Below are 13,890 nucleotides of genomic sequence, written 5' to 3' on the forward strand. Positions count from 1 at the left end.
ACTCAGCCGGCGCGGGTGCCCATCCGGTCGCGGAGGAAGACGCCGAAATCGGAGATCGCCGCGGCGGCCTCGGGAACGAGCGACGCCTGCAACGGCGCGACGTGCCACAGTTCGGGTTGCTCGACGAGGGTGACGTCGACGCCCGCCGCCCGGAGCTTCTCGGCGTACTGCCGCACCTGCGGGTAGAACATCTCCGCGGTGCCCACCTGGATGAGCGTCGGCGGCAGACCCGCGGGATCGGCGTGCATGGGCGCGTAACCGGGATCGGTGGGATCGCCGCCGCCGAGATATGCCTCGGCCGAGGCGTACAGCCAGCCGGTGTTGATCACGACGTCGTTCACCTCGGGCAGGTCGCGGACACCGGGATCGGTCCACGGCGACAGCAGACCGAGCGCGGGCGGGGTGATCCCGTGGCGATCGATGAGCCGGTGCGTGGTGGCCGCAGCGAGACCACCACCGGCCGAGTCGCCGGCGATCGCGGTGCCCGGCACCTCGAAGCCGTGCTCGCTGACGAGTTCGAGATAGGCCGCTTCGGCGTCGTTCAGCGCCGCCGGATAGGGATGCTCGGGAGCGAGCCGGTAGTCGAGGACGTACACGGCCGACCCGGACGCGGCCGCGAGATACGCCGCGAGCGAGCGGTGCGTGGCGAGCGACCCGCCGGTGTACGCGCCGCCGTGCAGATACAGGATCGCTGTGGTCCGCTCGGTGGCGCCCACGGTGATCCGCTCGGCGGGGCGTCCCGCCAGACGGATCGGGCGCACCACGGTGTCCTTCGGGAGGAACTGCAACGGCGCCGCGAGATCGAGCAACCGGCGCTGCGTGGCGAACGACCAGCGCGGCGACAGCAGCGCACGGAAGAGAGGACGCAGGGCGGTACGCGCCACCCGCGGTGACATCTCGGGTGTCGGAGGCATGCCGCAGCCTATCCCTTCGGCACGACCCGGGAGGTCACGGTCGCGACGACACGCTGATAGGCCGGTCCGGCGACGCGGACGAAGGCGTCGAGCAGCTTCGCGTCGGCGCCGATGAGCACGCGGGCCTTGTTCTTCCGCACACCGGTGAGGATGGTCTTCGCCGCGTCCTCGGGGGTGGTGCGTGCGAGCTTGCGGTCGAAGAACTCCGCGAAGGTCGCCTGGTCGTCGCCGTCCGGGACGGCGGCGTTGCGCGCGATCGCGGTCTTGATGCCCCCTGGATGCACGCACGTGACCTGTACGGGATGTCGCGCGACGAGCATCTCCTGCCGCACCGCCTCGGTGAAGCCGCGCACGGCGAACTTCGCCGAGTTGTACGCTGCCTGGCCCGGGATGCTCAGCAGGCCGAACAGGCTCGAGACGTTGATCAGGTGACCGTCGCCCGACGCGATGAGATACGGCAGGAAAGCCTTGGTGCCGTTGACGACTCCCCAGAAGTCGACGTCCATCACGCGTTCGATGTCCTTGAACTCGGTGCGCTCGAGGTCGCCGTGATAGGCGATGCCCGCGTTGTTGTACACCTGGTGGACCGCACCGAAGTGGGCGGCGACCTGCTCGGCGTATTCGAGGACCTTCTCGCGCTGGGTGACGTCGAGATGGTCGGCCTTCACCTCGGCGCCGAGTTCCCGTGCGCGACGCGCGGTCTCCTCGAGCCCCGTGGTGTCGACGTCCGAGATCGCCAGGCGGGCACCGTGGGCGGCGAGCGCGAGGACGAGGGCACGTCCGATCCCGGAACCCGCGCCCGTGACGACGACGACCCGGCCTGCGAAATCACTCATCGAACTGCTGCCTCTCGGGACGTGCGCTCCTGCGCGGGACGGTCGGTGGCGACGGGGAGATCCGACTCGGCGACGCTACGGTACGCCTCGAGGTCGAATCTGCGGGTGATACGGCGGAATTCGAAGGTGAATCCCGGCCACAGCGTGGTGTTGTTGCCGTGCTTGTCGAGATACCAGCTCGCGCACCCACCGTTGTTCCACACGCTCGGCCGCAGCGCGCGCTGCAGGTCGCGGTTGTATTCGTCCTGCACGTCCGCGCGGACCTCGACCGTGCCGATGCGGTTGCGGTCGATCGTGCGGATCGCGTCGACGACGTAGTCGAGCTGCGACTCGATCATGTACACCATCGAGGTGTGGCCGAGTCCGGTGTTCGGGCCGACGAGGAAGAACAGGTTGGGGAAGCCGGCGACCGAGCTGCCCTTGTACCCCTGCATGCCGGTCTCGTCGAAGACCTCGGCCAGCGAGCGTCCGTCCTTGCCGAAGATGCCGGCGAAGGTCGGGGAGTCGGTGACGTGGAAGCCGGTCGCGACGACGATCGCGTCGACCTCACGTTCGGTTCCGTCCTTCGTGACGATGCCGCGCGGGGTGACGCGGGCGATGCCGTCGGTGACGAGGTCGACGTTCGGCCGGTCGAGTGCGGGGTAGTAGTTGTTCGAGATCAGCATCCGCTTGCAGCCGATGCCGTAGTTCGGCGTGACCTTCCGGCGCAGTTCCTTGTCGCGGATCTGCCGGCGGACCTGGATGCGCGCGGCGAGTTCGAGCGGCTTCATGAATGCCTGAGCCTTGGCCAGGCCCACGACCTGCGTCTCGCGGGCGGTGTACTGCAGGGCCCGGGAGAGGCGCTGGAAGCCGGGGATGTAGCGGAAGGCGAACCGCTCGGGTGCGGTGTACTCGCGGTCGAAGCGGGGGAGGATCCACGGTGCCGTGCGCTGGTACACGTCGAGACGGCCGACGGTGCCCGCGATGGCCGGCACGATCTGGATGGCGGAGGCTCCGGTGCCGATGACCGCGACCCGCTTGCCGGCGAGGTCGGCGTCGTGGTTCCACCGTGCCGAGTGGAAGATCTCGCCCTCGAACCCGGAGATGCCCTCGATGTCGGGCAGCGACGGCTCGCACAGTGCGCCGACCGCGGAGATCACGACCTTGGCGCTGTACTTCCCGCGCGTGGTGGCCACGTCCCAGCGGTGCGTCGCGGTGTTCCAGCGGGCCGTCTGCACGTCGCACCCGAAGACGGTGCGTCGCCGCACGTCGTACCGGTCGGCGACCGAGCGGATGTACTCCTGGATCTCCGGCTGCGGCGAGAACGAGCGCGTCCAGCCGGGGTTGAGGGCGAAGGAGTAGGAGTACAGGTTCGACGGCACGTCGCACGCCGCGCCGGGGTAGGTGTTGTCGCGCCAGGTGCCGCCCACCTCGGAGGCGCGTTCGAGCACGAGGAAGTCCTTGCCCGCCTGCGACAGTCGGATGGCCGCGCCGAGCCCGGCGAACCCGCTGCCGATGATCAGCGTGTCGACCTGACGGATCTCCGCGTCGGCGACGGTATCTGTTACCGGAAGACTCATGTACTTGAGGCTAGAGCGTTCCAGTGACCTGGTCAACACTTGTTGACCATAATTCAATAACGGTGTTTGCATGGTGGACGTGGCAGAAGACAGTCCCGGACCCCGCCGGACCCGACTCGGTCCCACCCAACGCCGAGCCCAGCTGATCGAGCAGGGCCTCGAGCTGCTCGCCGACCGGCCCCTCGAGCAGATCTCCGTCGACGAGGTCGCCGAACGGGCCGGTGTCTCGAAGGGGCTGCTGTTCCACTACTTCGCCTCGAAGCACGACTACCACGTCGAACTCGTGCGATGCGTCGGCCGGGATCTCGTCGAGTACACCGCACCGGACGAGGGCCTCGAACCGATCGAGATGCTGCGCGGCACGCTCGTCGCGTACGTCGACTACGTCACCCGGCGTCGCGACATGTACGTCTCGATCCTGCGCGGCGCGACCAGTGGCGACCCCGACATGCGGGCGGCCTTCGAGGACACTCGCACGGCGCTCGTCGACCGGACCGTCGCGCACCTGCCCGCCATCGGGATCGAGCCGACACCGGCCGTGCGGCTCGCCGTGCGCGGCTGGGTGGCCTTCGTCGAGGACACGACCGTCGCGTGGCTACGCGACCCCGAACTCACCCGCGACGAGTTCGTCGAACTGGCCATCGCGGCGCTGTCCGGTGTTGCGCTGGCCGCGCATTCGCTCCACTCTCCGGCCGGTGGCGAGGCTCCGGCCGGTGGGGATCTCAGCGATCGTTTCCGGGAAGATATTCCTGCAGCTTCGTCTTGACGCCCTGCTTCACGAAGCCCCAACGGTTCTCGTCACCGGCGAGCACGGCCTTGGCGACGTCGGTGAACTGCTCCCACGTCGCGTGCGGCGGGATCGGTGGCATGTCCGGATCGGTGTACACGTCCAGCACCGTCGGGCGATCCGCGGCCAGCGCGCGATCCCAAGCGGAGCCCATCTCGTCCGAGGACTTCACGATTTCACCGCCCAACCCGAGGCCGCGCGCGAAGGCGGCGTAATCGACGTCCGGAAGCGACTGGGACTCCGCGAATTTCGGTGCCCCACCCATCGCACGCATCTCCCAGGTGACCTGGTTCAGATCGTTGTTGTGGATGATCGCGACGACGAGCCGCGGGTCGGTCCACTGCTGCCAGTACCGCTGGATGGTGATCAGCTCGGCCATGCCGTTCATCTGCATCGCCCCGTCGCCGGCGAACGCGACCACCGGACGGCCCGGATGCGCGAACTTCGCGCCGATCCCGTACGGCACGGCCGGACCCATCGTCGCGAGGGTGCCCGACAGTGAACCGCGCATGTCGCCGCGGAACCTCAGTTGGCGCGCATACCAATTGGCGGCCGACCCGGAATCCGCGGTGACGATCGCATCGTCCGTCAGTCGCGGTGAGGCCTCGGCGAACATCCGCAGCGGGTTGACGAACTCCGTCTCGACCTCGGCTTGCTGCCCCATGATCTGCCACCAGCGCTGCACGTTCTGTTCGATGCCCTCGCGCCACGACCGGTCCTCCTTGCGCTGCAGCAGCGGGACGAGCGCGTCGAGTGCGGCGGCGGCATCCGCGACGAGATTGACCTCGTTCGGATAGCGCATCCCGATCATGTTCGGGTCGATGTCGATCTGCACGCAGCGGGCCTGGTCGTATTCGGGCAGGAACTGGCTGTAGGGGAGGGACGAACCGACGATGAGCAGGGTGTCGCAACCGGTCATCATCTCGTGGGTGGGCCGTGTGCCCAGCAACCCGATCGATCCGGTGACCCACGGCAACTCGTCCGACAGCACATCCTTGCCCAGCAGGGCCTTCGCCACCCCGGCGCCGAGCAGATCCGCGACCTGTTCGAGTTGTGCACGGGCACCCCGGGCGCCGCTGCCGACGAGCATCGCGACCTTGTTCCCGGCGTTGAGGATCTCCGCGGCCCGCCGGATCGCGTCGTCGTCCGGCGCGATGCGCGGACGGTCGAAGCCGACGCTCGACGGCACCATCTTGAACTCGTGGCCTGGCGGGGAGTACTCGAGTTCCTGCACGTCGCCGTGGATGATCACCGCCGTGGGCGTGCGGTAGGCGATGGCGGTGCGCATCGCCCGATCGAGGACGTTCGGCAACTGCTCGGGCACCGTCACGGTCTCCACGAACGCCGACGCCACGTCCTTGTACAGCGTGTGCAGGTCCACTTCCTGCTGGTACGACCCGCCCATCGCGGAGCGGTCGGTCTGGCCCACGATCGCCACCACCGGAACGTGGTCGAGTTTCGCGTCGTACAGGCCGTTGAGCAGATGGATCGCGCCCGGGCCGGAGGTCGCCGTGCACACCCCGGGCCGGCCCGTGAACTTCGCGTAGCCGACCGCCTCGAAGGCGCTCATCTCCTCGTGCCGGGACTGCACGAAAACCGGATCGTTGCCGGTGCGCGTCCAGGCGGCGAGGATCCCGTTGATGCCGTCGCCGGGATATCCGAAGACGTGATCCACCCCCCACGCGCGCAGGCGGTGCAACAGGTAGTCGGCCACGGTCGGATTCGCCATCGGTAGCTCCTCGCAGGACGCGATCGGGGGTCCTCCGAAGGGTGCCCGTCGTGCCCGGTCCGAAACACACCGGAAAGGCGTGAGCCGGCCCGAAACACACCGCACAAGGCGTGAGCCGGGTCGATCGCCCCTCGCGGGGACGAACCGACCCGGCTCACATGAGAACCGTCAAGGACCCGAAGGATCCGAAACGGAGCTTCTAGCGACCGAAGGCCTTCTCGATGATCTCCTGCTGCTCGACAGCGTGGACCTTGCTCGATCCGGACGACGGTGCCGACATCGCACGACGCGACACGCGCTTGATGCCGCTGAGCTTCTCGGGCAGCAGTTCCGGCAGCGCGAGGCCGAGGAACGGCCAGGCACCCTGGTTCGCCGGCTCCTCCTGGACCCAGAAGAACTCGGTGGCGTTCGGGTACTGCTCGAGCGTCTCGGCGATGCGGCGGCGCGGCACCGGGTACAGCTGCTCGATGCGCACGATCGCGACGTCGTCACGACCTTCCTTCTGCTTCTTCGCCAGCAGTTCCCAGTAGATCTTGCCGGAGGTGAGCAGCACGCGGGTGGCCTTCGACCGGTCGGCCGTGCCCTCCTCGTAGGGGACCTCTTCGAGCAGCGAACGGAACTTGCCCTGCGTGAAGTCCTCGACGTTGCTGACCGCGGCCTTGTTGCGCAGCATCGACTTCGGCGTGAACACCACCAGCGGGCGGCGGATGCCGTCGAGGTGATGGCGACGCAGCAGGTGGAAGTAGCTCGCCGGGGTCGACGGAACCGCGACCGTCATCGAGCCCTCGGCGCACAGCTGCAGCCAGCGCTCGATACGGCCCGAGGTGTGGTCGGGACCCTGGCCCTCGTGGCCGTGCGGCAGCAGCAGCACGACGTCGGAGAGCTGACCCCACTTGGCCTCACCGGACGAGATGAACTCGTCGATGATCGACTGCGCGCCGTTGACGAAGTCGCCGAACTGCGCCTCCCACAGCACGAGCGCGTCGGGGTTGCCCACCGAGTAGCCGTACTCGAAGCCCAGACCCGCGAACTCGGTCAGCGCCGAGTCGTAGACCATGAAGCGGCCGCCGTTGCCGGCCTGGTTGGCCAGCATGGCGAGCGGGCTGTACTCGTCGCCGGTCTTGCGGTCGATGATGACCGAGTGGCGCTGCGTGAACGTGCCGCGGCGCGAGTCCTGACCGGCCAGGCGCACCAGGGCACCCTGCTCGGCCAGCGAACCGAACGCCAGCAGCTCGGCGAACGCCCAGTCGATCTTGCCGTTGCGCGACATCTCACGACGCTTCTCGAGCACCGGCTTGACGCGCGGGTGCACGGTGAAGCCCTCGGGCGCCTCGGCGAAGGCATCGCCGATCCGCTCGAGCACCGACCGGTCGACGGAGGTGTCGAGACGCTTCGGCGGGGTCTGGTCGAGCTCGACCGACTCCGACGGCTCCGGCGGGTACTTCTCGAGTTCGCGGACCTCGTTGAAGACCCGTTCGAGCTGTCCCTGGTAGTCGCGCAGGGCGTCTTCCGCTTCCTTGAGCGAGATGTCGCCGCGGCCGATCAGGGCCTCGGTGTAGCTCTTGCGGACGCTGCGCTTGGTGTCGATCACGTCGTACATCGCCGGCTGGGTCATCGACGGGTCGTCGCCCTCGTTGTGACCGCGGCGGCGGTAGCAGATCATGTCGATGACGACGTCCTTGTGGAACTTCTCGCGGAAGTCCACGGCGAGCTTCGCGACCCACACGCAGGCCTCGGGGTCGTCACCGTTGACGTGGAAGATCGGCGCGCCGATCATCTTCGCCACGTCGGTGCAGTACTCGGACGAACGCGAGTGCTCCGGTGCGGTGGTGAAGCCGACCTGGTTGTTGACGACGATGTGCACGGTGCCGCCGGTGCGGTAGCCGCGCAGCAGCGCGAGGTTGAGGGTCTCCGCGACGACGCCCTGACCGGCGAACGCAGCGTCGCCGTGCAGCAGCAGCGGTAGGACGGTGAAGCCGTCCTCACCCTTGTCGAGGATGTCCTGCTTGGCGCGGACGAGGCCCTCGAGCACCGGGTTGACCGCCTCGAGGTGCGAGGGGTTCGCGGTGAGCGAGACCTTGATGTCGTTGTCGCCGAACATCTGGATGTAAGTGCCCTCGGCGCCGAGGTGGTACTTCACGTCGCCGGAACCGTGCGCAGCGGCCGGGTTCAGGTTGCCCTCGAACTCCGAGAAGATCTGCGAGTACGGCTTGCCGACGATGTTCGCGAGCACGTTCAGGCGACCGCGGTGCGGCATCGCGATGGCGACCTCGTCGAGCGTGTGCTCGGCGGCCTGGTCGATGATCGCGTCCATCATCGGGATGACGGACTCGGCGCCCTCGAGCGAGAAGCGCTTCTGACCGACGTACTTGGTCTGCAGGAACGTCTCGAACGCCTCTGCGGCGTTGAGGCGGCTCAGGATGTACTTCTGCTGGGCGACCGTCGGCTTGACGTGGTGCGCCTCGACCCGCTCCTGCAGCCACTGCTGCTGCTCGGGCTCGAGGATGTGGGTGTACTCGACACCGACGTGGCGGCAGTACGCGTCGCGCAGCACCGACAGCACGTCGCGCAGCTTCATCTTCTGGTTGCCGTGGAAGCCGCCGACGTTGAACTCGCGATCGAGATCCCACAGCGTCAGGTCGTGGGTCGTGACGTCGAGGTCGGGATGCGAGCGGAACTTGTCGCGCACGAACTGCAGCGGATCGGTGTCGGCCATGAGGTGGCCGCGGCTGCGGTAGGCGGCGATGAGCTCGAGCACACGGGTGTGCTTGTCGACGAGGCCTTCCGGCACGTCCTTGCGCCAGCGGACCGGCTCGTAGGGGATGTGCAGGGTGTGGAAGATGCCGTCGTAGAAGTCGTCGCTGATGAGCAGCTCGTGGATCTTCTTCAGGAACTCACCCGACTCCGCGCCCTGGATCACGCGGTGGTCGTAGGTGGAGGTGAGCGTCAGCAGCTTGCCGATGCCCATCTCGGCGATGCGTGCGTCGGAGGCGCCCTGGAACTCGGCCGGGTACTCCATCGCGCCGGCGCCGATGATCGCGCCCTGGCCCTGCATCAGACGCGGGACCGAATGCACGGTGCCGATGCCGCCCGGGTTGGTCAGCGAGATCGTGACACCCGAGAAGTCGTCGCCGGTGAGCTTGCCGTCGCGGGCGCGGCGCACGATGTCCTCGTAGGCCGAGTAGAACTGCGCGAAGTTCATCGTCTCACAGTTCTTGATGGCCGCCACGACCAGCGAACGCTGGCCGTTCTTGCCCGGAAGGTCGATCGCGAGACCGAGGTTCGTGTGCGCGGGCACGACGAGGTTCGGCTTGCCGTCGACCTCGGCGAAGTGGTTGTTCATGTTCGGGAACGCCTTGACCGCCTGGACGATCGCGTAACCGAGGATGTGGGTGAACGAGACCTTGCCGCCCCGGGTGCGGGCGAGGTGGTTGTTGATGACGATGCGGTTGTCGAACATCAACTTCGCGGGCACCGCGCGAACACTGGTGGCCGTCGGGATCGACAGCGAGGCGTTCATGTTCTTCGCAACGGCAGCAGCGGCGCCGCGCAGAACCTTCTTCTCCTCGGTGGCCTGGCCCGACGGGGCCGCGGCGGGCTTGGGAGCCGGCTTCGCGGGTGCGGCCTGGGCCTTCGGCTGCGCCGCAGGCTTGGTCTCCGCCTTCGGTGCAGGCTTCGCAGGCGCGGCCTCGGCCTGCGGTGCGGGCTTCGCCGACGCGGTCTCGGCCTTCGGTGCAGGCTTGGTGGGGGCCGAAGCGGAGGAACTCGGCGCAGATGCTGTGCTCGGCGCGGGCTTCTCGGTCGTGGCGGTGTCGGAGCCGTTGGTGCCTCCGGCCACCGCGGCTTCCGGCGAATAGTCGGTGAGGAATTCGTGCCAACTCGCGTCCACGGACGAAGGGTCGTCCTGGAAGCGCTGGTACATCTCGTCAACCAACCACTGGTTCTGTCCGAACTGTGATGTAGAGCTGCTGCTCACGGCAGTTGTTCGCCTCGTTTCTTTCTTCGGTACCCGATCGGAGCGCCTGTGAATATGAGGCTAGCCCGTGGCATGTGACGATCCGAACTGACCGCGCATGTCGGTGGGCTACCTCACAATCTGGTGCGATGGGGTCTCCATCGATGACGGTTCTCGAGAGCCGATTATTCCCTCTAAGGTGCATCGGCGCAGCGCGCACCCCGTTACAAACGTGAGGACGATCTCATGTTCGATCCTTCCGTCGTCGAAGTGAGCAGGACCTCGGGCTCCTCCGGAACGAGACCACCGGTAGCGAGTTGCCACAAAGTGGTGTACAGACCTCCCGCTCGGCGGAGCTCGTCGTGGGGCCCGCACTCGACGATACGGCCGTCGTCGACGACCACCACCAGATCGGCGCGCGCGGCGGTCGCGAGACGGTGCGCCACCACCACGGCCGTGCGCGAGCGGGCCACCCGCGCACCCGCCTCGAGCACTGCTTTCTCGGTGGCGGGATCGAGGGTGGCGGTGGCCTCGTCGAGCAACAGCAGATCGGGATCCACCAGTTCGGCGCGCGCGAGGGCGATGAGCTGACGCTGGCCGGCCGACAGACCCTGGCCGCGCTCACCCACCGGGTGGTTCATGCCACCGGCGAGTCCCGCGATCATGTCGAGCGCACCCACAGCGCGCGCGGCCGATTCGATCTCCTCGCGCGTCGCGTCGGGCCGGCCGTAGGCGATGTTGGTCGCCACCGTGCCTGTGAACAGGTGCGCCTCCTGCGGCACCACGCCGAGCCGGCCCCGGTAGTCGCGCAGGCGGTAGCGGCGCAGATCGGTGTCGTCCACCCGCACCGAACCGGACGTCGGGTCGTAGAACCGGGCGAGCAGTTTGACGACCGTCGACTTCCCGGCGCCGGTGCGGCCCACGAGGGCGACCGTCGATCCGGCCGGGATCGACAGGTCCACATCGCTCAGCGCCTCGCGATCGGCCTCGCTGTACCGGAAACCCACCTGCCGCAGATCGACGTCGCCGCGGAGGTGCCCGGTGATGGCGACCGTGCCCTCCTCGGACGACTCGAGCGAGCTCTCGGTCCGGAGCAGATCGCCGATCCGGCGCAGACCGACCCGCGCCTGCTGGTAGCCGTCGAAGACCTGGGAGAGCTGCTGGATCGGCGCGAACAACAGGTTCAGATACAGCACGAATGCGATCAGCACGCCCGGGCCGACCGCACCCGAGGCCACCTCACGGGCGCCGACGAAGACGACCGCCGCGAGCGCCAGATCGGACAGGAAGGTGATGAACGGGAAGTACAGCGAGATCGCCCGCTGCGACCGCAGGCGACTGCGCCGATAGGCCTCCGCGCGCTCGGCGAACCTGCGTGCGGCGGTCTCCTCCCGGCGGTAGGCCTGAGCGGCGCGCAGACCCGTGACGTTCTCCTGGAAATCCGCGTTCACCAGGGAGATGCGTTCGCGGGACTGCGCGTACGCCGTGCCGGAGACCTTCCGGAACCACAGGGTCGCGCCGACCAGCACGGGCAGCACCGCCAGCACCACCAGGGCCAGCGACAGATCGGTCGCGATCAACGCGATCGAGATACCGGTGAGCGTCAGCACCGCCACGACCGCGGTGGACAGGCCGGTCTGGATGAACTGCGACAGCGCGTCCACGTCGGTCGTCATCCGCGTCATGATCCGGCCCGACAGCTCGCGTTCGTAGTAGTCGAGCCCGAGTCGTTGCAGGTGCGCGTACGAGCGCACGCGCAGCCCGAACAGCACCCGTTCGCCCGCCCGGGCGGTGAGCACGGTGAGGATCGCGACCACGAACCAGCCGAGCAGCGCGAGCACCACACCAGCGGCGGTCGCCTGCCACAGCCGGGACGGATCGCCCGGGGTCACCCCGCGGTCGACGGCGTACCGCACCAGCGACGGGAACGCGATGCTCGTCAGCGACTCCACCGCCAGGCACAGCACGACGACCGCCAGCAGTGCGCGTACCGGGCGCAGGGTCGTCCACAGCCGGAACTGCGGGTCGGGCAGGCGCAGGGCCTCGGACTGCAGCGCCGGATCGCGGCCGGGGGTCTCGGTGGCCGGGGGAAGCGCGTCGACGGCCGCGCGCAGTTCCGGGGTCGGGGCCACCGCACCGAGCGCACCGGACACCGGCCCTCCGCGGCCGCCACCGCCCGCTGGTCCGCCGCGACCTCCACCGACGGCCGGTGGGTTCCGGACGGTCTCGGACGGCTGGTCGTCGTCCGGTTCCTCGGGCCACAACGCGCCGGCCGGAACCGGGCGTTCCGGTGCCGGTGCGGCCTCGTCGTCGGTCGAGAGCAGACGCCGGAAGACGCGACTGCGCTCGTCGAGTTCCTCGACCGTCCCGATGTCGACGATGCGTCCCTCGTCGAGCACGGCGACCCGGTCGGCGAGTGCGAGCGTCGACCGCCGATGGGCGAGCACGAGGGTCGTGCGGCGCCGGCCGGCCCGTAGCGCGCCGTAGATCGCGGCCTCCGTCTCGGCGTCGACCGCAGAGGTCGCGTCGTCGAGAATCAGCACCCGCGGATCGACGAGCAGCGCCCGCGCCAGCGCCACCCGCTGTCGCTGCCCGCCGGACAGCGTCAGGCCGCGTTCGCCGACGACGGTGTCGTATCCCTCGGGCAGGGCCTCGATGAAGTCGTCGGCACGTGCCGCCGCGGCCGCGGCGCGGATCTCGTCGTCCGATGCGTCGGGCCGGCCGAGAGCGATGTTGGACGCGACCGTGTCGGAGAACAGGAACGGCTCGTCGAAGACGAGGCCGACCGCCCCGCGCAGATCGTCGGCGCGGAGCGTGGCGACATCGAGGTCGCGGCCCTCTGCCGTCAGGCACACCGATCCGCGGTGCGGCGCGTAGAAGCGGGGGAGCAACAGCGACAGCACGGTCTTGCCCGAGCCTGCCGGGCCGACGATCGCGACGGTCTCGCCGGGCGCGATCTCCAGGTCGAGGCCGCGCAGCACGTCCCGGTCGTCGTCGAAGCCGAAGGTCACGTCCTTCAGGTGCACCCCGAGCGGACCGTCGGGCAGCTCGACGGGATGCGTGGGATCGGCGACGTCGGGTTCGGTGTCGATCACCTCGTACACCCGCTCGACGGCGGCGCGGGACAGCTGCGCCATGATCACGACCTGCGAGAGGGTGCGGGTCGTCGCCGTCATCGTCGCCACATAGGCGGTGAACGCCACGAAGGTGCCCACGGTGATCCCGCCCTCGAGGGCGAGCCAGCCGCCGAGCGCGATGGTGGCGACGAGCCCGAACTGCGGGATCGCACCCATCGGCGCCGAGAACCACGCGTTGATCCGGGCGGCGCGCAGACGCTCGGCGTACAGCCTGCGACCGTGTTCCTCGAGCTGGTCGACCGCGTGCGACTCCTGCCCGAATCCCTTCACGACCCGCACGCCCGTGACGGTCTCCTCGACGTGCTGGGCGAGGTCGGCCGCGCGCTGCTGCGCCGACCAGGTCGCCGCGAACAGCTTCGGGCGTACGACCCGCACGATGTCCGCGATGATCGGGACGATGATCACCGCGACCAGCGTCAGCAGCGGAGAGAGCGTCGTCATGATCACCAGCGCGAGCACGAACTGCAGCAGCGCACCCGCCGACATCGGCACCATCGCGAGCAGGCCCTGCACGAGTTGCAGGTCGGTGATGGACCGCGAGACCACCTGGCCCGTGCGGATGCGGTCCTGGCCGTGGCCGTCGAGACGTTGGAGCGAGCCGAGCAGACGCAACCGCAGGTCGTGCTGGACGTCGAGCGACAGGCGTCCGGCGAGCATGCGACGCCCGTACTGGCAGCCGAACCGGATCACCGCACCGCCTGCGATCGCCGCTGCGGCCAGACCGATCAGACGCAGGTCGTCGGCGGGCACGTCGCCCTGCCCGGTCGCGCTGTCGACCGCGACCTTCGTCAGCAGCGGAAAGGTGATGTCGATGAGGGCGGCGACGACGGTGACGGTCAGCGCCCCGACGGCTGTTCTGCGGTGCTTCAGGCATTCGGCGACGAGCCGGGAAATCCATCCCGGCGAGCGCGGAATCGGGTCGTGTGCCATCGAACCGACATTAGCGCCGAGCGACGACAGGGCAGGGCGGAGC

At 68.7% G+C, this 13,890-nt stretch carries 7 protein-coding genes; 1 reads left to right on the top strand and 6 read right to left on the bottom strand.

What is annotated here, in order from left to right; translation table 11 throughout:
• Positions 1 to 2 precede the first annotated feature (2 nt).
• From B9C99_RS01135 to B9C99_RS01145, 3 genes are read right to left on the bottom strand one after another with little or no spacing between them, the layout of a single operon-like run.
• Positions 3 to 914, bottom strand: a complete 912-nt coding sequence (locus B9C99_RS01135) for an alpha/beta hydrolase (RefSeq protein WP_088896703.1) — start codon at positions 912 to 914, stop codon at positions 3 to 5.
• An 8-nt stretch (positions 915 to 922) separates the two neighbouring features.
• Positions 923 to 1,750 carry an SDR family oxidoreductase gene (locus B9C99_RS01140; RefSeq protein ID WP_016692009.1) on the bottom strand — a complete coding sequence of 276 codons (828 nt, stop codon included), beginning with the start codon at positions 1,748 to 1,750 and terminating at the stop codon, positions 923 to 925.
• Entirely contained in the window at positions 1,747 to 3,309 is a 1,563-nt protein-coding gene (locus tag B9C99_RS01145; protein ID WP_088896704.1) for an NAD(P)/FAD-dependent oxidoreductase, read from the bottom strand. Before B9C99_RS01145 ends, B9C99_RS01140 begins: the two co-directional genes overlap by 4 nt.
• Positions 3,310 to 3,379: 70 nt before the next feature.
• Here B9C99_RS01145 and B9C99_RS01150 point away from each other — a divergent pair, with 70 nt between their 5' ends.
• Positions 3,380 to 4,075, top strand: coding sequence for a TetR/AcrR family transcriptional regulator (locus B9C99_RS01150; RefSeq protein ID WP_016692007.1), 696 nt, complete (start codon positions 3,380 to 3,382; stop codon positions 4,073 to 4,075).
• Here the strand turns inward: B9C99_RS01150 and B9C99_RS01155 are convergent.
• From B9C99_RS01155 to B9C99_RS01165, 3 genes are all read right to left on the bottom strand, one after another.
• The gene (locus B9C99_RS01155) at positions 4,032 to 5,825 is read right to left on the bottom strand and encodes a thiamine pyrophosphate-requiring protein (protein ID WP_016692006.1); all 1,794 of its coding nucleotides are present in this window, start codon (positions 5,823 to 5,825) and stop codon (positions 4,032 to 4,034) included. The two genes, B9C99_RS01150 and B9C99_RS01155, sit on opposite strands and share 44 nt — an antisense overlap.
• A 199-nt stretch (positions 5,826 to 6,024) precedes the next feature.
• Entirely contained in the window at positions 6,025 to 9,801 is a 3,777-nt protein-coding gene (locus tag B9C99_RS01160) for a multifunctional oxoglutarate decarboxylase/oxoglutarate dehydrogenase thiamine pyrophosphate-binding subunit/dihydrolipoyllysine-residue succinyltransferase subunit (RefSeq protein ID WP_080597652.1), read from the bottom strand.
• Positions 9,802 to 10,004: 203 nt separating this feature from the next.
• The gene (locus tag B9C99_RS01165) at positions 10,005 to 13,847 is read right to left on the bottom strand and encodes an ABC transporter ATP-binding protein (RefSeq protein ID WP_088896705.1); all 3,843 of its coding nucleotides are present in this window, start codon (positions 13,845 to 13,847) and stop codon (positions 10,005 to 10,007) included.
• Positions 13,848 to 13,890: the final 43 nt, after the last annotated feature.

The organism is Rhodococcus sp. BUPNP1, from assembly GCF_002215235.1.
Lineage (GTDB): Bacteria > Actinomycetota > Actinomycetes > Mycobacteriales > Mycobacteriaceae > Rhodococcus.

Excerpts from the sequence above, each read along its gene's own strand:
- B9C99_RS01135 (WP_088896703.1), bottom strand. The coding sequence starts at position 914 with ATGCCTCCGACACCCGAGATGTCACCGCGGGTGGCGCGTACCGCCCTG.
- B9C99_RS01150 (WP_016692007.1), top strand. The coding sequence starts at position 3,380 with ATGGTGGACGTGGCAGAAGACAGTCCCGGACCCCGCCGGACCCGACTC.
- B9C99_RS01165 (WP_088896705.1), bottom strand. The coding sequence starts at position 13,847 with ATGGCACACGACCCGATTCCGCGCTCGCCGGGATGGATTTCCCGGCTC.
- B9C99_RS01155 (WP_016692006.1), bottom strand. The coding sequence starts at position 5,825 with ATGGCGAATCCGACCGTGGCCGACTACCTGTTGCACCGCCTGCGCGCG.
- B9C99_RS01140 (WP_016692009.1), bottom strand. The coding sequence starts at position 1,750 with ATGAGTGATTTCGCAGGCCGGGTCGTCGTCGTCACGGGCGCGGGTTCC.
- B9C99_RS01145 (WP_088896704.1), bottom strand. The coding sequence starts at position 3,309 with ATGAGTCTTCCGGTAACAGATACCGTCGCCGACGCGGAGATCCGTCAG.